This window comes from Candidatus Defluviilinea proxima (assembly GCA_016721115.1).
Taxonomy (GTDB): Bacteria; Chloroflexota; Anaerolineae; order Anaerolineales; family Villigracilaceae; genus Defluviilinea; species Defluviilinea proxima.
Map to the genome: position 1 here is coordinate 1 of JADKIW010000002.1, position 20841 is coordinate 20841.

The 20841-nt window shown below is 47.2% G+C and carries 23 protein-coding genes and 1 pseudogene; 20 read left to right on the forward strand and 4 right to left on the reverse strand.

Annotated features, from left to right (window positions below; all coding sequences use genetic code 11):
- Positions 1-110: 110 nt before the first annotated feature.
- From IPP66_23295 to IPP66_23320, 6 genes are all read left to right on the forward strand, one after another.
- Positions 111-278: a hypothetical protein gene (locus IPP66_23295; GenBank protein MBK9928204.1), complete on the forward strand. Its 168-nt coding sequence runs from the start codon at positions 111-113 to the stop codon at positions 276-278.
- Positions 279-963: 685 nt separating this feature from the next.
- Positions 964-1485, forward strand: a complete 522-nt coding sequence (locus IPP66_23300) for a hypothetical protein (protein ID MBK9928205.1) — start codon at positions 964-966, stop codon at positions 1483-1485.
- On the forward strand, positions 1482-2090 hold the full coding sequence (locus tag IPP66_23305) for a hypothetical protein (GenBank protein ID MBK9928206.1): 609 nt from the start codon (positions 1482-1484) through the stop codon (positions 2088-2090). Before IPP66_23300 ends, IPP66_23305 begins: the two co-directional genes overlap by 4 nt.
- A 529-nt stretch (positions 2091-2619) precedes the next feature.
- Positions 2620-2820 (forward strand): CSLREA domain-containing protein, encoded by a 201-nt coding sequence (locus IPP66_23310; protein MBK9928207.1) that lies wholly within the window; start codon positions 2620-2622, stop codon positions 2818-2820.
- Between the two features lie 236 nt (positions 2821-3056).
- Positions 3057-3287, forward strand: coding sequence for a hypothetical protein (locus IPP66_23315; protein ID MBK9928208.1), 231 nt, complete (start codon positions 3057-3059; stop codon positions 3285-3287).
- A 2-nt stretch (positions 3288-3289) separates the two neighbouring features.
- Positions 3290-6154 carry a hypothetical protein gene (locus tag IPP66_23320; GenBank protein MBK9928209.1) on the forward strand — a complete coding sequence of 955 codons (2865 nt, stop codon included), beginning with the start codon at positions 3290-3292 and terminating at the stop codon, positions 6152-6154.
- Positions 6155-6552: 398 nt separating this feature from the next.
- Here the strand turns inward: IPP66_23320 and IPP66_23325 are convergent.
- Positions 6553-7392 (reverse strand): annotated as a pseudogene (locus IPP66_23325) (FkbM family methyltransferase).
- A gap of 476 nt (positions 7393-7868) precedes the next feature.
- Here IPP66_23325 and IPP66_23330 point away from each other — a divergent pair.
- From IPP66_23330 to IPP66_23395, 14 genes are all read left to right on the forward strand, one after another.
- A complete protein-coding gene (locus IPP66_23330) occupies positions 7869-8510 on the forward strand; it encodes a glycosyltransferase (protein ID MBK9928210.1) in 642 nt (213 codons plus the stop codon).
- Positions 8511-8832: 322 nt separating this feature from the next.
- Entirely contained in the window at positions 8833-9486 is a 654-nt protein-coding gene (locus IPP66_23335) for a glycosyltransferase (protein MBK9928211.1), read from the forward strand.
- Entirely contained in the window at positions 9411-10136 is a 726-nt protein-coding gene (locus tag IPP66_23340; protein MBK9928212.1) for a hypothetical protein, read from the forward strand. Before IPP66_23335 ends, IPP66_23340 begins: the two co-directional genes overlap by 76 nt.
- Positions 10137-10509: 373 nt before the next feature.
- On the forward strand, positions 10510-11298 hold the full coding sequence (locus IPP66_23345; GenBank protein MBK9928213.1) for a glycosyltransferase: 789 nt from the start codon (positions 10510-10512) through the stop codon (positions 11296-11298).
- 119 nt (positions 11299-11417) lie between these two features.
- Positions 11418-12251 carry a sulfotransferase domain-containing protein gene (locus tag IPP66_23350; GenBank protein ID MBK9928214.1) on the forward strand — a complete coding sequence of 278 codons (834 nt, stop codon included), beginning with the start codon at positions 11418-11420 and terminating at the stop codon, positions 12249-12251.
- 472 nt (positions 12252-12723) lie between these two features.
- Positions 12724-14064 (forward strand): glycosyltransferase, encoded by a 1341-nt coding sequence (locus IPP66_23355; GenBank protein ID MBK9928215.1) that lies wholly within the window; start codon positions 12724-12726, stop codon positions 14062-14064.
- Between the two features lie 133 nt (positions 14065-14197).
- Complete coding sequence (locus IPP66_23360; protein ID MBK9928216.1) at positions 14198-15124, forward strand: glycosyltransferase; 927 nt, start codon at positions 14198-14200, stop codon at positions 15122-15124.
- Positions 15049-15291 (forward strand): glycosyltransferase, encoded by a 243-nt coding sequence (locus IPP66_23365; GenBank protein ID MBK9928217.1) that lies wholly within the window; start codon positions 15049-15051, stop codon positions 15289-15291. Before IPP66_23360 ends, IPP66_23365 begins: the two co-directional genes overlap by 76 nt.
- Positions 15288-16241 carry a glycosyltransferase gene (locus IPP66_23370; protein ID MBK9928218.1) on the forward strand — a complete coding sequence of 318 codons (954 nt, stop codon included), beginning with the start codon at positions 15288-15290 and terminating at the stop codon, positions 16239-16241. The genes IPP66_23365 and IPP66_23370 overlap by 4 nt, the downstream gene beginning before the upstream one ends.
- Positions 16238-16648: a glycosyltransferase gene (locus tag IPP66_23375; GenBank protein ID MBK9928219.1), complete on the forward strand. Its 411-nt coding sequence runs from the start codon at positions 16238-16240 to the stop codon at positions 16646-16648. The genes IPP66_23370 and IPP66_23375 overlap by 4 nt, the downstream gene beginning before the upstream one ends.
- Positions 16649-16987: 339 nt before the next feature.
- Positions 16988-17353 (forward strand): glycosyltransferase, encoded by a 366-nt coding sequence (locus tag IPP66_23380; protein ID MBK9928220.1) that lies wholly within the window; start codon positions 16988-16990, stop codon positions 17351-17353.
- Entirely contained in the window at positions 17350-17550 is a 201-nt protein-coding gene (locus tag IPP66_23385; protein ID MBK9928221.1) for a hypothetical protein, read from the forward strand. Before IPP66_23380 ends, IPP66_23385 begins: the two co-directional genes overlap by 4 nt.
- A 14-nt stretch (positions 17551-17564) precedes the next feature.
- A complete protein-coding gene (locus IPP66_23390; GenBank protein MBK9928222.1) occupies positions 17565-18470 on the forward strand; it encodes a glycosyltransferase family 4 protein in 906 nt (301 codons plus the stop codon).
- A gap of 53 nt (positions 18471-18523) precedes the next feature.
- Complete coding sequence (locus tag IPP66_23395) at positions 18524-19519, forward strand: undecaprenyl/decaprenyl-phosphate alpha-N-acetylglucosaminyl 1-phosphate transferase (protein ID MBK9928223.1); 996 nt, start codon at positions 18524-18526, stop codon at positions 19517-19519.
- Between the two features lie 20 nt (positions 19520-19539).
- On the opposite strand, the gene IPP66_23400 is transcribed toward IPP66_23395, so the two are convergent.
- The 3 genes from IPP66_23400 to IPP66_23410 all read right to left on the reverse strand — a co-directional run bounded on the left by IPP66_23400 (position 19540) and on the right by IPP66_23410 (position 20645).
- The gene (locus tag IPP66_23400) at positions 19540-19764 is read right to left on the reverse strand and encodes a hypothetical protein (protein ID MBK9928224.1); all 225 of its coding nucleotides are present in this window, start codon (positions 19762-19764) and stop codon (positions 19540-19542) included.
- A 17-nt stretch (positions 19765-19781) separates the two neighbouring features.
- A complete protein-coding gene (locus IPP66_23405) occupies positions 19782-20162 on the reverse strand; it encodes a hypothetical protein (GenBank protein ID MBK9928225.1) in 381 nt (126 codons plus the stop codon).
- A 93-nt stretch (positions 20163-20255) separates the two neighbouring features.
- Positions 20256-20645: a DUF4147 domain-containing protein gene (locus IPP66_23410; GenBank protein ID MBK9928226.1), complete on the reverse strand. Its 390-nt coding sequence runs from the start codon at positions 20643-20645 to the stop codon at positions 20256-20258.
- Between the last annotated feature and the right edge of the window lie 196 nt (positions 20646-20841).

Genomic DNA, 20841 nt, shown 5'->3' on the forward strand with positions numbered 1-20841 from the left:
ACTACAGATCGCACAATCTCTTGCGCTCAAGAATGGGTGGCGATCTATGGTAGCTTTGCGGGTACAGAACGAGTACTTACACAACGCAACCCGCAACCAATATCACGGTTTTGAGCGGTGAGATCGGCGCGGCAGGAACCGCAGATAATTCCTATCATGTTGTAGTTGGTGGTGGTACAAATAACACGGCTGTGCTGGATGGTTTCACTATAACAAAAGGAAATGCAGATGATCTGTTTGATCCCCATGCATGGGGTGGTGGAATGCATATTTTGTGAGTGGTCCAAGTTTAGTAAACTTGATCTTCACTTCAAACACAGCCAAATCGGGTGGCGGAATAGCTCTTGACAATAGTAATTCAATTCTACTCAACGTGACTTTCAATGACAATTCAGCAGGCGGCGGTGGCATGCTTGTCGTTGCCGGAAGCCCAATACTAAGCAGTGTGACTTTTAGTGGCAATACTGCTTTTAATGCGACAGGGTTTCCATCTCAAATAGTAATCTACTCTAGAATGTAACATTTGGCAGGAAATGTAGCAAATAGTAAAGGTGGTGGGATGTACACCTGGAAGCCCTGTCTTGAAAATGTGACATTTTCTGGAAATATAGCAAGCAATGTTGGTGGTGGTGGGATTTACAATGAGTCCAGTACAACAACGTCATCAATAGCATGCTTTGGAATAATGTGGGTGGTGAAATAGAAAACTATGATGCCGATACGCCTGTTGTTTCCTATAGCTTTGTCCAAGGCGGTTACTCTGGTACAAGCAATATCGATTTAGATCCCCTGCTTGGCACTTTGGCGAATAATGGTGGCTTCACCCAAACCATGGCATTGGGTGCTAGCTCACCGCCATCAACGCGAGGATGACGCAACTGTGCGTCAACTGATCAGCGCGGGATGACGCGTCCGCAGGGGAGTCAATGTGATATCGGGGCATATGAATTTGAAGCGGCAGCTGTGAACGTCACGATCGGCGGGAATTCTGTGGGAACCTATTCTTTAGGTCTTGGTGAACGCACCTCGCCGCGCTATGGCATCAACGGCGGACCGGTGCATGTGGTCAGCACGAATGGCAAACCGATCTTCACCAGTCAAAGGGCGATCTATGGCAGCAGCTTCAACTCGATCGTGGGCTATCCCGGCAATCAATTGACCACCGAGTACTGGTTCACCTCCCTCGATGATCTGGGCATGATCACCTATCTCGTGATCGGCAACCCGAGCACGACCCTCACCGCCCATGTGGATGTCTACATCGCCGGGAACAAGATGAACCCGACGCCGTATGCGATCGCACCGGGGCAGCGCGTCTTCCCACGCTATGGCATCAACGGCGGACCGGTGCAGGTGGTGAGTGACATCCCGATCTTCACCAGTGAACGCACGAAATACGGCAACAGCTTCAACGAAGTGCTGGGCTACCCGGCAAATCAACTGACCACGGAATACTGGTTCACATCCTCGACGATCTGGGCATGATCACCTACCTGGTGATCGGCAACCCGAGCACCGTCGATACCGCTTTGGTAGACGTGTACATTGCGGGGAACAAAATGAACACAACCCCGTACTCGATCGCACCGGGGCAGCGGGTCTTTCCGCGCTACGGCATCAACGGCGGACCGGTGCAAGTGGTGAGCACGAACGGAGTGCCGATCTTCACGAGCGAACGCACAAAATACGGGAACAGCTTCAACGAAGTGCTGGGCTATCCGGGCAACAAACTGGCGACGGAATACTGGTTCACGTCGCTGGATGATGCGAGCATGATCACGTATCTGGTGATCGGCAACCCGAGCACGACGCTGACGGCGCATGTGGATGTGTACATCAATGGAATAAAGCAGAATACGACGCCGTATGCGATCGCACCGGGACAGCGGGTGTTCCCGCGCTATGGGGTGAACAGTGGGGCAGTGCGGGTGGTGAGTGACATCCCGATCTTCACGAGTGAGCGCTCCAAGTACCTGAGCAGTTTCAACGAGATCCTGGGAGTGCCAACCAACCAGTTGACGACGGACTACTGGTTCACGTCCCTGGATGATCTGGGCATGGCTACCGAGCTCGTTATCGCCGCGCCGTAAGCTACTGAAGAGTAATTGAGCATCAGGCAGATATCAGAGATATCTGCCTGATGTTTCAAGTAACTTCTCTATGCTTCCATCTTTATGGATAGGGGTGTGATCATGGCGTATGGATACTCTGGCAGATGCGAAGCTGCTGGAAGCGCATGGGTTGGAGAAGCCGTAATAGGAAGACTTCCGGAAATTGATAAATAGGTTGGAACAACCATGGTGCTAAGTCCGTCTGGAAACAGGCGGACTTTCTCTTTAGAAAGAATTAACTTTAGTTTGCAAAACTGTGGCTTATTGTTATTGTCTCTCATTGCTAGATGGCTATAATATCGCCGATGATTTGACTGGCTGGACTAACGCGGCAAATTCGAAAAATTCATAATACTGTGGACGAAAATTATCTTCCGGGGAAAAGGCTTATGTTTACAAAAGTTCGTAAAGATTTAAGTGTTCGAATTATTCTTGATTCTTGTAATTGGCCTTTCTTCTTTGGATGGGTTCAGAAGTTACCCCGTGCAGGCAAACACTATGGCACCAAGTGGGCCCCAAACTTTATGTCAATACAAACGAGGATCATGATGACGGATTTTGCGATACGTTCATCAATGGGCTCTCTGACTGCACTCTGCGCGAAGCGATCAACGCTTCAAATGGCGATATTGTTGCGAATGAGATCACCTTCGCCGATAACTACACCATCACGCTCGATGGCAGTCAACTGCCTGCCGTAACCAGCTGAGCCCACAGCTTTGTGCCCAGCAACGGGCGGCAAACACCATTCTTCCAGGCGAATGCAAATCCCGAACACTGCGACAACCCGTGTCCTTCACTTGAAGGACACGGTAACCTACCTCAACGACCTGACGATCGCATGGACAATGCAATGGAGCATGTCCGACAGGCGGCTACACAGGTGGCGGCATCCTCGCCTCATCAGATAGTGCTGGTGGTGGCATTCTCAATTTTGGCGGCACGTTGACAATTACGAATAGTACAATTTCAGGCAACTCGGCTTCGGGCAATGGAGGTGGCATTTTTAGCTTTGGTGGCACAGTGACGATGGCGAATAGCATTCTATCCAACAACTCGGCTTCGGGCGATGGAGGTGGTATTCTTAGCTATGGCACCCTAACATTGACGAATAGTTTGCTCTCTAACAACTCAGCTCTGGCAATGGTGGTGGCATCCGCAACGATGGCACGCTAACTGTGACAGACGGCATATTTACTACCAACTTGGCTTCCAAAGGTGGTGGCATTTACAACTTTAGTGGCACACTGACGGTGACGAACAGCACGCTCTCTAGCAACTCAGCTTCCAACAGTGGCGGTGGTATTTACAACAATACTGGCTCGCTGACGATGACGAACAGCACACTCTTTAATAACTCAGCTGGATATAGCGGCGGCAGCATCGCAAATTTGGACGAGATGATGGTGGTGAACAGCACACTCTTCAACAACTCAGCTGCCTATGCTGGTGGCATTTATAGCTATAGTGGTACGGTGATGAACAGTGTTCTCTACAACAACTCGGCTACCTATGGTGGTGGAATCTCTAATTACGGTCCGTTAACGGTGATGAATAGCACTCTCTCCAATAATTTGGCTACTTATAGTGGTGGGGGCATTTACAACTGGGGTGCGCTGACCGTGACGAACAGCACACTCTCTAACAACTCAGCTAACAATGGTGGCGGCATCTCCAATAACTATGCTGCAACAACATTGTTATATAACACGCTTATAGTAGATAGTCCTAGTGGTCTCAACTGTGTCCGATCAGGCGGTACATTGACTGCCAACAGTTTCAACATGGACACAGATGGCTCCTGTGACAATGCCGCCGAAATGAGCTCCGCTCAAATCAACCTTCAACCACTTTCTGACAATGGCGGTCCAACTCAAACTCATGCCTTAGGCGCAGGCAGTCTCGCCATTGATGCTGGCAATGACTCTAATTGTCCCGCCACCGATCAGCGGGTAACGCGTCCACAAGGCGGACACTGTGATATTGGAGCCTATGAAAAGATCGTTCACTACGTCAAATCAAATGCCGGTGGATTGAACGACGGCTCATCCTGGACGAATGCCTACACCGATTTACAATCTGCCTTATCCGTCGCATCGAGCGGGGACGAGATCTGGGTCGCAGCAGGGACATACAAGCCAACCCGGGCACAGATCGAACTATTTCATTCACCGCTCAAGAATGGCGTAGCGATCTATGGCGGTTTTGCGGGGACAGAAAATTTGTGCAACCAGCGCAATTGGGAATTAAATATCACTACCTTGAGTGGGGATATTGGAGTTCTTGGAGATAACATCGATAACTCGTATCATGTTGTCATTGGGGTTTCAGGAGCCATTCTTGACGGGTTATGCTACAGGTGCCACGCAGATGGCACAAATTCTCCTCATTGGCATGGCGGTGGGATGTTAAACGTTTCGGGTAGCAGTCCAACACTAACGAATCTAATTCTTGCAGAAAACTTTGCAGACAACGATGGTGGTGGAATGGCAAATCTGTGGAATAGTAGCCCCCTATTGACAAATGTGATTTTCATTCACAACAAAGCCAGTGGTGGTGGCGGTGGTATGTACAGTCAAGATGGTAATTCGACTCTTTATAATGTAGTTTTTGAGAATAATGAGGCAGACATTGGTGGTGGGCTTCTGACATCAAGTGATTACTCAACCCTAATGAACGTAACTTTCGGTAAAAACAAAGCAAATTTTGCTGGTGGTGGAATGTTTAACTCTCATGGCAGCCCCATGCTGGCGAATGTGACCTTTAGTGGAAACTCAGCTACTCACCATGGCGGCGGAATGGTTACTGACTATTACAACGCCCCGATGCTGAATAACGTGACATTTGCAAATAACACTGCTGGCTATCAAGCTGGCGGAATTAGCATCACGAATGTTAGCGAAGCAATTATTACCAACGCAATATTCTGGAATAATAGCGCACCAGATGGACCTGAAATTTACATTCGAAATAGCGCACCAACTATTTCAAATAGTATTGTAGAGGGAGGGTGCCCTACTGGTATTACCTGTAATAATGTCATTAATGCCAACCCGAAATTAGATATATTGACAAATAACGGTGGCCTTACAAAAACACAAGCATTATTAACCGGTTCTCCTGCGATCGATGCTGGTGACGATGCGACTTGTGCAGCCACCGATCAGCGCGGGGTGACACGTCCACAAGGGAGTCATTGTGATATCGGGGCGTACGAATATAACTCCGCAGATGTGAACGTCACGATCGGCGGAAATTCAGTGGGAACCTATTCTTTAGATCCTGGTGAACGCACCTCGCCGCGCTATGGCATCAACGGCGGACCGGTGCATGTGGTCAGCACGAATGCGCAGCCGATCCTCACCAGTCAACGCGCGGTGTTCGGCAGCAGTTTCAACTCGATCGTAGGCTATCCCGGAAATCAATTGACCACCGAGTACTGGTTCACGTCACTCGACGATCTGGGCATGATCACCTACCTCGTGATCGGCAATCCGAGCACAACACTCACCGCCCATGTGGATGTCTACATCGCCGGGAACAAGATGAACCCAACACCGTATGCGATCGCACCCGGACAGCGCGTCTTCCCGCGCTACGGCATCAACGGTGGACCGGTGCATGTGGTGAGTGACATCCCGATCTTCACCAGTGAGCGCACGAAATATGGCAACAGCTTCAATGAAGTGCTGGGCTATCCGGCAAACCAACTGACCACGGAATACTGGTTCACGTCTTTGGATGATCTGGGGATGATCACCTACCTGGTGATCGGCAATCCGAGCACGACGCAAACAGCGACCGTGAATGTGTACATTGCGGGGAACAAAATGAACCCCACGCCCTACTTGATCGCACCGGGGCAGCGGGTGTTCCCACGCTACGGCATCAACGGCGGACCGGTGCAGGTGGTGGCACGAAAGTGCCCATCTTCACGAGCGAACGCACGAAATATGGGAACAGCGTCAACGAAGTGTTGGGGGATCCGGGCAACAAACTGGCGACGGAATACTGGTTCACGTCGCTGGATGATGCGGGCATGATCACGTATCTGGTGATCGGGAACCCGAGCACGACGCTGACGGCACACGTGGATGTGTACATCAATGGTTTGAAGATCAATACGACGCCGTATGCGATCGCACCGGGACAGCGGGTATTCCCGCGCTATGGGGTGAACAGTGGGGCGGTGCGGGTGGTGAGTGACATCCCGATCTTCACGAGTGAGCGCTCCAAGTATCTGAGCAGTTTCAACGAGATCCTGGGGTGCCAACCAACCAGTTGACGACGGACTATTGGTTCACGTCCCTGGATGACTTGGGCATGATCACTGAGCTCGTCATCGCCGCGCCATAAATATACAGTCCGCACCCAGAAAAAAAGACTTCAGATAGGTAAGCACTTATCTGAAGTCTTATACATCCAAAGCATTCCTGAAATATCAAGGCTTTACTCTAGTGGCATTTAATGTTTTTTGCAAAACATGGACAGTGTCAATTGGCTGACTCTTAGAGATTTGCTCGCGCCCTAATGGCTTGAAATGTTCGAAGAGTGCCTCCACCAAGGGACTCGAAGCAAACACAAAGCCATCATACGATGTAGTATCAGAGTCAAAGTTAGCCGCAACCTCAATTCTATATCCAAAAAGACCGAGCAAATTAATAACGTCAGCATGCAGGCTTTGTGAATGCGTAGACACAAAAATATAGTTGATCAATTTTTTACTCAGAGCATCGGAACTGCCATTCAACATTTCAATTTCATACCCTTGAATGTCAGCATGCAGGACATCCAAACTTGATAATTTTCTAGCTTTCAAGAACGTATCAACCTCAAAGTGTCCCTGTCCTACGAACTCTTGAATGAATTCTCCCTGATAGTTATTCTGAAGGAAATTATATTGTCCAGCCTGTATATTGGAAGTATCTGGCTCTATTAAGTAAACAGAAGATCCTGGACGCACTTTTTACCACATGGAGTAGTGCCCCAATAAGCCCCAAGCTCAAGCATCGCTGGCGACTTAGGAAGCACACGCAACATTTTTGAAAACATATTCCTCAAGAGGCTCGTGTACGCCTCTATTGATCACCAAAATATCACTAAAGCCCCCATAATATGCATAGGGACCGGACAATGCGACTTTATTCCCGTTATGGAGATAAACAAATTCGCCATGTACGGTACCTGAGAGGGGATGTCTATTTATCAGCAAATTAAGTGGATCAGAAACGATTTCGCGAAACCTTCCGAGAAAATCCGCAGCATCAGCTTTGGGTTGCATTCTGTAAATCTCCTAATTAAATTTATGGTGAGGTACGTAATCGACACAAAACTCTCTACCTGAAAACTTGCAGAGCGCTGTATTAACGTTAAAATTGAGATATGCCCCATCCCAGATCAAATCTGGCATACCTATACACATTTCGCCATCAACTCCGAAATAACATTTAGCCAGATTACATGATGAGAAACTATCAAACCAATACTCAAGACAAATTCATTATATGACAAACTTACACAAAAATACAAACCCGCCTAAACAGACTTCCCCCATCATCGTAATATGCCTTTTAATGCTTATTCGGGGTGGTCGATTGACCGGGCACACTTACTTTGAGAAAGCCCTGTATAATAATTGCTCAAACCAGATTGCAGGGAAATTTATTTGTTACAATTTATATTGAATTACCCTATAACTTTCGCCATAAATTCAGCATCTACCATTAGCCAGACAGATACCCTTTGGAGCTATTTTCCATGAATACTCAATTACCCAAAATAAGTATTGTTGTACCATCCTACAATCAGGGGATATTCCTAGAACATGCCCTGGAAAGCATCTTTTCCCAAGAATACCCAAAGCTTGAAGTGATCGTTATGGATGGAGGGTCTAGTGACAAATCACTGGAAATTATTCAGGCTTATCAGGAAAAGCTGACCTACTGGCAAAGCAAGCCTGATGGTGGTCAAGCCAGCGCAATAAATGCCGGCATGCAACATTGCACAGGTGATATTGTCACCTGGTTAAATTCGGATGACTGGTATGTAAACGATCCATTTTGGACCGTAGCGCATGCCTATCAAGAAAATCCGGGCAGCGGGTTATTTATCGGCAATGGGTTCCGCTTCAAAGATGCTGAATATAAGCCGTTCTGCCCACGGCACATTGCAATTTCACGCGAAGTGCTACGCGAGGGCTTGGACTACATCCTCCAACCTGCAACATTTATGTCACACGAAGCCTGGCTGCAATCGGGTGGGCTCAATGTTGATCTACATTATGGGTTGGATTGGGATCTATTCATAAGGATCCTCGAGAAACAATCTGCGGTGGCAATGAATGAGTTTTTAGCTGTCAGCAGGAATACGAACAAACGAAAACAGCATCGGGGCAGTTAATCCGCGCAAAGGAGCTATGGCATTGCAGCCCGGAGCACTTCCAACATTGTTACTTCCAGCCGTGCCCGCTACCTGATGAACGATGCAATTTATGAATTTATTGCCCTTCTTGACAACAAAATGGCGCTTGGACAGCATCAGGTTTGTTATCGCTCCGCCAGAATTACTGGATATTATCTCCCGAAATACCAACACCACAGTAACTCTTGGCTCTGCCTATTATTTATTAGAGACGCTTCTTGGCATCAACCTCAAAGAGAATCCATATGGTGATGAAGCTCGCAAATTTGTTTATCTCACCATGCAACGGCTTCAGCAAGAAATGCAGGCAAGGTGGGGAACGTCGGACCCTTTCCCAATCCAGTCCGATGAACAGGACAAAGTCTTTATCCCGTTTGCCAGGGAGATCAATTCCAACACTGTTTTGAGGCAAAAAGCACAAACACCCCCAAAGATCTCGATCATCATACCGTCCTATAACCAGGCAGAATTTCTTTCAAAGACACTCGATAGTATCGTACGCCAGAACTACCCGGCCCTGGAAATTATTGTTTTTGATGGCGGATCCACTGATGGCAGCGTGGAAATAATCAAAAAATACTCAGCGCATCTAACCTATTGGCAATCAGAAACCGATCTGGGTCCCGCTCATGCCATCAACAAAGGGTTTGCAAAAGCAACCGGCGACATTATCGGCTGGCTTAATTCTGATGATGTACTTACCGATGGTGCGCTTTGGTATATCGCTGCAGAGTTTACACAAGACCCCAAAATTGATGTGGTGTTCGGTAATGCCCTATATATAGATGAACGAGATCAGCTTTTTCTAGCTGACCATGGTACACACCGTACCGGTTTGTATTACGGAAAACTCGAGCCCATGTCAAACGTGCCATATTATTGGACTTATGTATACGCGATCCTCAACCTACGGTTTATTTTCGCCGCCAGCTGCTCAACAAGGCAGGCGGCGTAGATCAAGCGTATCACTTTATTTTTGATTTCGAATTTTTCTGGCGCCTGCGCAAAGCGGCTGATTTTAAAAAAATCGAGAAAACCCTGGCACTCTACCGTGTCCATTCAAGATCAAAAACCAGCAACTGGAACAAGTTTTTAGGCGAACTCTTTCGATTTAGCCGTCCCTTATGGCCCCAGAAAGATACAGCTGAATACAAAACAGCATTTTCATCACTTATCAACCATTACTTTCCTCACCGCAGCTATCTCGTAAGACAGATCGCAAAAATTGCAGTCAGCTATCAAATTACCAGTCCAGAGAAACTCGCGATCCCTTCATTTTTAAAAAAATATATCTCCTACGCAGTTCAACTGTTACGAGACTTTCTCAGAAGATACAGACCGCAAAATATTTATCACAAGATCTTAAAAACATTGAATCGCAAAAATAAAGCGGTAGAGCCAAAATCTTCACATCATCATTTACCGAACATTTCTCCCCGCGCCGAGAGCAAGTATACTGTTTCGGAAGAGGGGAAAAAATACACCATTGCATTCTGCGGTTTACAATATCCCATGCATCCAGGCCACTCAGGCGGCGAGATCAGGGATTTCCATATTCTGCGCAAACTTCTGGGAATCGCACAAATTGATTTCTTGCCTGGATAACTCGCCCGCAAAAAACCGGCGCGATGACCTGCGTCCGTTTTTTCGTGCACGTTTCGAGCCGGAGACTTTATATTTCAACCTGCCGCACCGAATTGACTATAGTGCTTTCACGCTCGGTATAAAAACTCGCTGGCTCCTACGCTTAAGAAGCCGAAATATCCCAGTTGCGGGACCCTTATACCATCATGACAGCTACGGATTTGTCTTTCCAAATCGCGCTTATGTGATCCCTCTTTTAAATCGGGTCATCCAGGCAACTGAACCTGATTTTTTAATTATCGGGCCCCAAGTCAACCCTTTACCTTTACAAACTCCTTTTGCTCCAGAGAAGACCAGATGGATACTCTCTTCCTATGACGTGGAAGCCATCCGGATGGAAAGAATCGCCGCATCACAAAAGGGCTTGGCTCATATGGCTATGCAATTGGAGGTTCCCCGCGCCAGTACTTTTGAGCACGATACCCTGGAAAAATATGATGGCATTATTGCTGTAAGCGAAACCGACAAGCAATCCTACATCCAACGGTATCAATTCGAACCCGAGCGAATTCTAGTATTGGATAACAGCGTAGATACGGAGTATTTTTCTTTTCGTCCACGCACCCATGCAGACCAGCCTAACATCGTATTCGTAGCCAGTTTAGGATATTGGCCCAACGACGAAGCAGCCCAGCGTTTGCTTGGCGAGATCATGCCATTGGTTAGACAACATGTTCCTAATGCTCGCGCATGGATCGTCGGTCAATCACCCAGCCGGAAGTTGCTGGACCTTTCGAACGATAGCCTAAATATCGTTACGGGGCAAGTGGATGATGTCCGCCCATTTCTCGACATGGCGGCTGTAACCTGCATTCCTTTGCGTACAGGCAGTGGGACAAAATACAAGGTACTCGAAGCAGCCAGCGCTGGCGTACCGATCGTGTGTACACCGCTTGCGCTTGAAGGATTAAGTCTCAGAGTTGATGACCATGTTCTTGTCGGGCAATCAGATCAGGAGTTGGCAGATGCGCTCATCCAGACCATACAAGACCCTGCAGGTCGGTCACAGGCGGTTCAATCGGCTGCGGCGCATGTCGAAGAATACTATTCATGGAACAGCAATCTCAACAAATTGGATCCATGGCTAGAAGCTATGCAAAAGATGCCAAAACACAGGAAATAATTTATCATTCTCAAATACAGATATAATCTTCTTAACTTAGTCTTTGAAAATAAATCAAAACATTCCTTATATACGTGTTCGCACTGGTCGTTGGCAAAACAGGATAACAAGAATCTGAAATGGAAAAAACTAACCCCACAATCTTTCATATCACTCATTGGAAAGCCGGTTCCCAATGGATCGCAGAGATCCTTAAAAACAGCGCCCCGGAACGCTTTGTCCAAATGGAAATTGCAGATCCGCACGGTATGGGCGGCCGTGGCACGCTGAATTTTTACGTAAACCCATTGAAACGCGGAAACATCTACGGAACTGTCTACCTAACCCGGGAACAATTTCAAAGTGTTGTTTTTGATCCCATCTGGAAGACCAAAGAACCAGAGGCTTATTACCTGCGCAGGGCACTGGGCAATTGGTGGAATTACGGAATAAGACACAGCCCTTGCAAGTCATTTGTAGTGATCCGTGATCTCCGCGACACGCTTGTTTCCCTCTATTTTAGTACCAAGTATAGTCACAAACTGATCACCGACCAACTGGCTGAACTCAGGCAAAAACTTGACAGCCTTGATACTGAGAATGGATTAATGTACATGCTGGATGAAGTATTGCCATCGAGCGTTGCTATACAAACATCCTGGGTTGGCGCCTCGGACGCATTAATCCTGCGCTATGAAGATATTCTGGGGAACGAATATGCCTTTTTTGAGAAACTAATTGATTACTGCGAGATCAATATCGACCGGGAACGTTTGCGCGATATCGTTCGCTACAATATATTTGAAGCTGCTACAGGCCGAAAGCCTGGTCAGGAGGATGTCAACGCTCACCTGCGCAAGGGCATCGCGGGAGACTGGCAGAATCATTTCACAGATCGAATCAAGATCGAATTCAAGCAACGGTATGGCGAATTAATGATCAAGACAGGCTACGAGAAAGATCTGAATTGGTAAAATCCATATTCAAAGGAATTGTATGACTTTTATTTCGTATGCACAAAACCTAGAAGATGTCATGCTTTGGCGGGCTTTAAAGCACGTGGAGCATGGCTACTATGTAGATGTAGGCGCCAACGACCCAAAACATCTGTCCATTACCCGTGCCTTCTATGACCGTGGCTGGCACGGCATCAACATAGACCCCGTCACCTTTGCCCAACTCGCGCAAGAACGTACACGGGATGTAAATTTGGAGCTGGCGGTCAGTAATACAGAAGGCGAGATCAGTTTTTTCGAGGTACCAGATTCAGCCCTCTGCACGCCAGATCCGGATGTTGCCAACCGTTACCGCCAGGCCGGGAACAAGGTCACGGAACGCAAAGTGCGTTCGCTGACACTCAACCAGATCCTTGCCGAACATGCTGAAGCATCCATTCACTTTATGAACATCGATGTTGAAGGTGGTGAATTGCAGGTATTGCAAGGCCTGGACCTTGCCCACTGGCGCCCGTGGATACTGTTGATCGAAGCAACGATCCCAACAACTACAATACCTTCTCATGAAAATTGGGAAACCTTGATCACTTCTTCAAACTATGAATTTGCCTACTTCGATGGGTTGAATAGGTTTTACGTTGCAAAAGAACACCAGGAGTTAATAGAGGCATTTCGATTGCCCCCGAACATTTTCGATGAGTACGTATTCTCACGGGAAATCGACAACCAGCAATTCTTTGAAAATGAATTGCTGGCAAAAGAAAACGCAATTCAGGCACAAGAAAGTGCGATCCAGGCAAAAGAAAACGCGATCCAGGCACAAAAGCGTGAATTGGAGATTAAAGAAAAACACATTCAAGATTTCCAAACATCCTATGCCTTTTGGCTTAAGAGCGGTCCATTAAGAAGATCTCCGCTTCTTCAGGCACTGATCCATTTTCGGCGCAACTTCCTGCCGAAAGTTGGGGTGTTGGAACAATATCTCCCCAAACCGTTTTTTGTTCCCGCATCCTATGCACAAGCGTCTCATGTTACGCCTAACCAAATATTGCCAAGCATAGCCATCGTAACCCCTTCTTATAATCAAGGTGAATTTATCGAACGGACCATTCGAAGCGTACTTGACCAGCAGTATCCGCATTTGGAATACATTGTTCAAGATGGAAATTCAACGGATAACACCCACGCTGTCCTCAATTCATTTCAGGAAAAATTGACGCAATTCAACTCAAGTCAAGACAATGGACAAGCGCATGCCATTAACCTAGGCTTTCAACACACCAGTGGCGAGATCATGGCATATCTAAATTCAGATGACATTCTTTTGCCAGGCACCTTGAGCTATGTAGCTGATTATTTCACCCGGCATCCCGATGTGGATGTCGTCTACAGTCATCGTATTATCATTAACGAACAAGACCAGGAGATCGGACGCTGGGTTTTACCGCCGCATAACGATCAGTCCATTCTCTGGAAAGATTATATACCGCAAGAAACTCTATTTTGGCGGCGCAGCCTATGGGAAAAAATTGGCGGTCGCATGGATGAATCTTTTCAATTCGCATTGGATTGGGATCTTCTCATAAGATTTAGAACTGCAGGTGCAAAATTTAGCCGCCTCCCGCGTTTTCTGGCGGCTTTTCGATTGCATGCTGGTCAAAAGACAAGTACCCAGATACATTCTGTTGGATCAAGTGAGGAGCAGCGCCTGCTAAAACAGGTGCATGGACGCGAGGTTAGTCGAGAAGAGATCCACCAGAAAATGTCCCCTTATTTGAGGCGCTCGATCTTCTATAATAGCTTGTATCAGATGGGTATTTTCCGATATTGAAATATCCTACCATTGATACTCAGCAATCTATAATCAAAGTGATATTACAACCGGCGACAATCACACACATCATCCCCCACCCTGGTTCCAAATGGGATACTTAATCCACCCAAACAAGAATTTTGATTCAAGCATGCGTGTTGCACTGATATACCTTGGCCGCCGTGGCGCAGGCAATTGGATCAGCCTCGAACTGACGCTGCAATTTCAAACTATATTTTCCACTCTCGTTATCACATCGCAATACAGGGATAACCAACCCGGCTGGATGGCGCTTGAGAGCGAACAACTTATCCTACCCACTTTCCACAATGCGATCGGCGCGCTCACATCCCTTATCGTTCCTACCCGTATCAACACATTGATCGATAAACTGCATGAATTTCAACCCGATGCGCTTCTTTTTCCAATGTTCCACCCGTGGAATGCCATCATTCAACATAGAATGTCAGGGTTCCAGCTGTGGTATTTGTTCGACCCGCGGCCTCATCCAGATTTAACGAGCTGGTTCTACGGCAAACTGGAACAATCATCGATCAAGCAAGCCGAAAGGTGTATCGTGATGAGCGGTCAACTTACAGATGAGTTGATCAAACGCGGAATCCAACCTGCCAAGATTGATGTCATCCCTCTTGGACCGTACCGCGTCTCCCCAAGCCGGACATTGGCACCACAAAAAAGAAACATTCCTACCCTCCTGTTTTTTGGGCGTATTATGCCCTACAAAGGGTTAGATCTATTACTGCACGCCTATGCCAATATACGTCAAACGAATCAAGCTCGCCTTATAATTGCCGGTGAAGGGGATCTAAAACCATTCAAAAATATACTGAACAACCTGCCCGATATCGAAATACTCAACCGCTGGATCCCTGAGGATGAAATTGAAAAACTTTTTCCAAAGCGACATCCTCATACTGCCATATACCAGCGCATCACAATCCGGCGTGATCCCAATTGCGGCATCCGTTGGTTTACCGGTCATTGCCACACACAGGTGGGATTCCCGAGCAAATTGAGGCTGGCATCAGCGGCTGGCTGGTTCAACCCGGATCTGTAGATGAATTGACAGAAGCCATGAGAACAGCATTAGACCACCCCGAGCTTGCACACCAACGTGGCGAGGCGTTACGCGCCCGCTATGAAAATCAGTTTCCATGGAAGAACATCGCACATCAGGTGGCAGATAGCTTAGAGAAAGTCTTCCAGGCTGAGGGACAGAAATGAACGACCAACCGTTGGTTTCCATAGTGACCCCATCTTTGAATCAAAGCAAATTTATTCAGGCGACAATTGAATCCATTCTGTCACAAGATTATCCAAATTTGGAATACTGGGTCATCGACGGCGGCTCAAACGACGGGACTATTGAGATTCTAAAGTCATATGGTGAAAGAATCCATTGGCTCTCGGAGCCTGATGACGGCCAATCGCAAGCAGTCAACAAAGGCTGGCGTCTGGCAAAAGGCAATATCCTAGGCTGGGTAAATGCAGACGACCTCTTAAAACCCTTCGCAGTTCGCAATGCGGTTGAAGCGCTTCTGGCAACACCGTCCATCGGCGCGGTATATGGCAGAACGAATTACATTGACGAGCAGGGCAAATTCATTCAGAATTATCCTGTTCAATCATTTAATTATGAAGCCTTTGTCCGTGATACTGAAAATTTCATCCCCCAACCAAGCGTTTTCACGCATCGCAATGTTTTGGAACGAACAGGTTTTCTGAACGAAAAACTCCATTATGTAATGGATTACGATCTTTGGTTAAGAATAGGGCTCACTGCCTCCATGAAATACCTGCCTGTTGAAATGGCTGCGTTACGTCTCCATTCCGCCGCCAAAACAGTCAGCGCTATGTCCAAATTTGCTGGTGAATTTATATCGATCTATGAAGACCTATTTTCAAACTCAGCAATCCTATCTACACTGCAGCAAGACCAGAATACCATCATGCAAACGGTATATATTCATTCAGCCTCTTTCTGTTTCTGGGGCGGTGAGACTCAAACCGCGCTCAGCTATCTACTAAAAGCATGGCAACTTCCGCCTTTTCCTCGCAGGCGGGCTTTCTGGTTATTGTTTGCATTTTCTATATTCGGAAAAACAGGTTGGAAACTGGCTGAATACCTGCATGGCAACCCCATGCAGTTGAAAAAAGGGGTAATCACCCGATGAGCCCCAAAATTCTTCATATCTCTGCCTTGCCATTAGGCACAGGCGGCATGGAAACATTCATCCTGCAAATTAGTAATTCCCTTCAGCATGAGTACTCCTTTGAATTGCTTGCAACCACAAATAAAGATTTTGATGAACGCTTCAAGAATGCAGGTGCTGGAAAAATTTACACATGGACCGTCCGCAGCATGATAGATCTGCAAGCCATATTCCAACTCAATCGCATGATTGATGAATTAAAACCAGATCTGGTCCATATCCACGATTCCCGCACAGGGTTAATTGCCCGTCCTTTGTTGAAACGCAAGCATATTCCTGCAGTTATGACCTTGCACCTACCTGCTTACTACTATCAATGGAGAATGTTTATTCGTCGCTGGCTATATGCCCGATTGAGGCGCGTATAAATCATCTTACCCCCACACACCTCGTTTATGTCGCTCAACGCACCTACGAGGAGTCTCTGCAAAAAAAATACGCACGTACAGAACAGGCGCACTTAATCACGTATGGGATCAATCTGGATATTATCCAAAAACCTGGCAACCACAAACAAAACGACACTCCCGTAATAATTTGCGTCGCCCGTCATACGTCGCAAAAAAATATACCACTACTCTTGAACGCCGCGAATATCCTGCGCCAAAAGGATTCGAATTCAATCTTTGGCTCGTCGGTGATATTCCTGATCGGAGAATGCTTGAAGACATGGCACAGAAACTTGAACTGACGTCTATCACAACGTTCTGGGAAATCGTTCAGACGTAGTCGACCTTCTCTATCAAGCCGATATTTTTGTCCTTACGTCACTCTATGAAGCCCGCCCCATTGCAATTATGGAAGCGCAGGCGATCGGGCTTCCTTGTGTTCTGAGCAATGTTGCCGATCATCCCGTACTAATCAACAGCCAATGCGGATACATTTTCGAATCCAACAACGTTCACGCCTGCGCGGAGGCACTTGGTAAATTACTGACGGCGCCTGCCCAACGCGAGCAAATGGGAGAATTCGCCCGTCGAAAAGCCAGTGCAGAATATGGTCTAGCTACAATGGTGCAAAAATATAATATCTTATATGAGGCGCTCATTTCACAAGACAAGGCTGGCAAGTGAAAATCATCCTCTTCGCTAACACAGACTGGTATTTATACAATTTCCGTCTGGAGCTTGCAAAAGAACTACGTAACCAGGGGCATGAAGTAATTCTACTTTCCCCGCCTGGTGATTTCCACGAACGGTTAAAAGCCCGGGGCTTTTCCTGGATTTCTTTTCCGCTCTCAAGACAGGGGACCAACCCATTTAAGAATTAAGAACCCTATACCATTTGATACGGGTATACCAACAAGTCGGTCCCCATATCGTCCATCACTTTACGATCAAGCCGGTAATTTATGGCTCCATTGCCGCACATGTTATGAAGATACCCGGCATTATCAATTCGATTACAGGTCTTGGACATCTTTTTATTGATTCAAGCCTCGTCGCTCGCACCTTACTTTGGCTCGCCAAATGGCTCTACCGATTTAGCCTGCGCCGCACCCAGGTAATATTTGAAAACCCGGAAGATCGCAAGGTCTTTATTCAAAACAAATTCATCAAACCAGAGCAGTCCCATCTCATCCCAGGCACAGGCGTGGATGTGGACAGGTTTCAGCCCACTAAAAAAACAAGCGAAATCCCTCTCGTCCTTTTTTCAAGCCGGCTTCTCGCAACAAAGGGACTGGGGGAATTTATAGATGCGGTCCGCAATCTAAAACAAAAGGGCATCCAGGCCCGCTTTGCTATTGCAGGGACAGTTGACCCCGGCAACCCTGCCTCAATCCAGCAGGGACAACTTGACTCATGGAAGCAAGAAACGCTCGCAGAGTGGTGGGGCTGGCAGGATGATATGCCAGCAACACTTGCCAAAGCAGACATTTTCTGCCTGCCATCTTACCGCGAAGGCGTACCGAATGCCCTGCTTGAAGCTTGCGCCAGCGGTATACCAATCGTGACAACTGACGTTCCCGGTTGCCGTGACGTAGTAAAACATGGAGTTAACGGTGTACTGGTTGCCCCGCGCGATTCTCTAGCATTGGCGAACGCACTGGAATTATTGCTGACCAACCCTGCTCTGCGTAGTACAATGGGTAAGGCTGGTCGTGATATCGCTCTTGATCAATTCAGTCTCTCACATATTATTTCCAAAAATCTTGGGGTATACAATCAAGTGCTTACGAAACACGTATAGGAATATCCAATCACAATGCCTAATATACAGCAGCGACACCTTCGGAGAATTTTATGATCCTGCAGTTTTTCGTGCCGCTTTTTTGGGCAACACTGATTACGCTGCTCATTACGCCTTTGAGTATTAAGATCGCCCAACGGTTTCAACTTGTTGATCATCCAAATAGCGCTCCGCATAAGATCCATTTATACCCCGTTCCCAAAGGCGGCGGAATCGCTATTGCCATCGTGGTATTTTCAATTACTATTGCAAACAGAGAATTGCAATCACAGGATATTCGCGCCATTTTAGCTGCGTCTGTTCTTATTCTCATATTTGGCATATGGGATGATATACGAGGCTTGTCAGCCAGTTGGAAATTAACCGGGCAAATCATCGCGGCTGCAGTTCTGATCCAGCAGGGTATTTTCATACACATGTTCGGACATCCCATCATCAACATCACAATTACAGTTTTTTGGATTGTGGGTATCACAAATGCCTTTAATTTAGTGGATAGCATGGATGGGTTGGCTGTTGGTCTTGCCGCAATCGCCTCTACATTTTTCCTGTTTGTCACCATCGATGCCGATCAATTACATTTCACTTATATAAGCACTCTCCTGCTAGGCAGCTGCATCGGTATGCTTTATTTCAACACTACGCCTGCCCGTACTTTTCTCGGAGATTCCGGCGCACAATTCCTAGGGTTTATGTTAGCAACATTAGCCATGGCATATAATCCCCCAGGCTTGCCACAGCCATCATCATGGTTTGTACCTATTCTATTATTAGGGGTTCCAATTTTTGATACCACCTTTGTAGTAGTCTCGCGCTTGCGACGAGGTTTACCTGTCTTCAAAGCCGGCCAGGATCATGTATATCACCGACTGACGCAATTAGGCATGTCCCCTACCCAAGCAGTGACAACAATGCACGTTGCTGCTTTACTTATCGGCTGCCTGGCATTTATTGCTTTACCTCTTCCACCTATACAGGCAAATTTACTATTTGCACTTACCTTGTTGTGTGGAGGGATCTCCGTGGTATTCTTGCAAAAGGGAAAATGACGGAGATTTCTCCACACACATTACAAGCCAATTAAAAAGATCAGATCATTGACATTCGTCCCACTTGGACCGGGCTTCAGCAAATCGCCTAATTTATCAAAGCAGACGTACGCATCATGCCTCGACAAGTGGTCTGCTGCGTCGACCCCAAGCATCTCAGCCCTTTGAGCGGATTCAAATGTCACCACCGCACCCGCCGCATCGGTGGGACCATCCTCGCCATCGGTTGCCAACGCGATCAGCATTACATTTTCCAAACCCCTTAAGTCAGCATGGCGGCTAACGCCAGTTCTTGATTTCTCCCGCCTTTGCCGTTACCTGTAATGGTCACTGTAGTCTCTCCACCTACGATCAAACAGAACGGACGAGTCATTTGTTCAGCGCTTACACGCAGACGATTAGCGAGCATCATCCCCACTTCACGCGCTTCACCTTGTAATTCGTTCGTCAAGATCTCAGCAGTAAAGCCTTCACGTTGCGCTTGTTCAAGCGCGGCTTGCGCGGCGAGTCGGTTATCGCCAATGATGATATTCTGATTCCGGAGTCCAACAGCTTGCTGTTGGAGAGACGGAGCACCAGAGCTCCTGACCCAAAATTCAAAATTGAATCCTGAAACCTGCCCGTCAATTTTATATTTCTTCAAGATATTCAAAGCATCTGCATTGGTTGTCGGGTTGGGGAATGTGGGACCAGATGCAATCGCTTCCGAGCGGATTCCCGATCACATCCGAAAGAATCAGCTGATAATTTTTCGCCTTCGTTGCATCGCCAATCCCCCACCTTTGACTTGATCAAGGCTGCGGCGAATCGTGTTGATCTCATCAATGCGCGCGCCACAAGATAACAACAACGATGTCAGTGTTTGCATATCTTCAAGCGAGATACCGTTATAGGGTGCAGTAACCAATGCCGAGCCGCCGCCGGAAATTAAACATACCAAGGTATCTTCTGCATTCAATGCAGAAACAAAATCTAAAACGCGTGTACCTGCTTCGAGTGAACGCGAGTCTGGGATGGGGTGACTGCCCAGGAAAACAGGAAACAGGTTCCGGCTGAGGGATGAAGCGTGTTTGCTGATGGCGAGTGCGCCGGAGAGTGGATATGCTTCCGCAAGGGCTGTCAGCATGGGGATGGAGGCTTTCCAATGGCTAATCCATATACGCGCCCCGGAAAGATTCGGAAGATGTTTTTGCACGGCTTTGTAGGATCAACAGCTTCGAGTGCGGCAAAAAGAATTCGCAAAACGCGCTCGTCTGTGAGGCTGTGAGTGGCGAAACTATTTGCATCCATATCTGTTATCATATCAGAATTATTTTTTTGGA

Bases quoted from the DNA above. Each gene is read 5' to 3' on its own strand.
- IPP66_23305 (MBK9928206.1), top strand. From the start codon at position 1,482: ATGATCACCTACCTGGTGATCGGCAACCCGAGCACCGTCGATACCGCT.
- IPP66_23330 (MBK9928210.1), top strand. From the start codon at position 7,869: ATGAATACTCAATTACCCAAAATAAGTATTGTTGTACCATCCTACAAT.
- IPP66_23335 (MBK9928211.1), top strand. From the start codon at position 8,833: ATGCAGGCAAGGTGGGGAACGTCGGACCCTTTCCCAATCCAGTCCGAT.
- IPP66_23345 (MBK9928213.1), top strand. From the start codon at position 10,510: ATGGAAAGAATCGCCGCATCACAAAAGGGCTTGGCTCATATGGCTATG.
- IPP66_23350 (MBK9928214.1), top strand. From the start codon at position 11,418: ATGGAAAAAACTAACCCCACAATCTTTCATATCACTCATTGGAAAGCC.
- IPP66_23360 (MBK9928216.1), top strand. From the start codon at position 14,198: ATGCGTGTTGCACTGATATACCTTGGCCGCCGTGGCGCAGGCAATTGG.
- IPP66_23370 (MBK9928218.1), top strand. From the start codon at position 15,288: ATGAACGACCAACCGTTGGTTTCCATAGTGACCCCATCTTTGAATCAA.
- IPP66_23375 (MBK9928219.1), top strand. From the start codon at position 16,238: ATGAGCCCCAAAATTCTTCATATCTCTGCCTTGCCATTAGGCACAGGC.
- IPP66_23395 (MBK9928223.1), top strand. From the start codon at position 18,524: ATGATCCTGCAGTTTTTCGTGCCGCTTTTTTGGGCAACACTGATTACG.
- IPP66_23400 (MBK9928224.1), bottom strand. From the start codon at position 19,764: ATGCTGATCGCGTTGGCAACCGATGGCGAGGATGGTCCCACCGATGCG.
- IPP66_23410 (MBK9928226.1), bottom strand. From the start codon at position 20,645: ATGCTGACAGCCCTTGCGGAAGCATATCCACTCTCCGGCGCACTCGCC.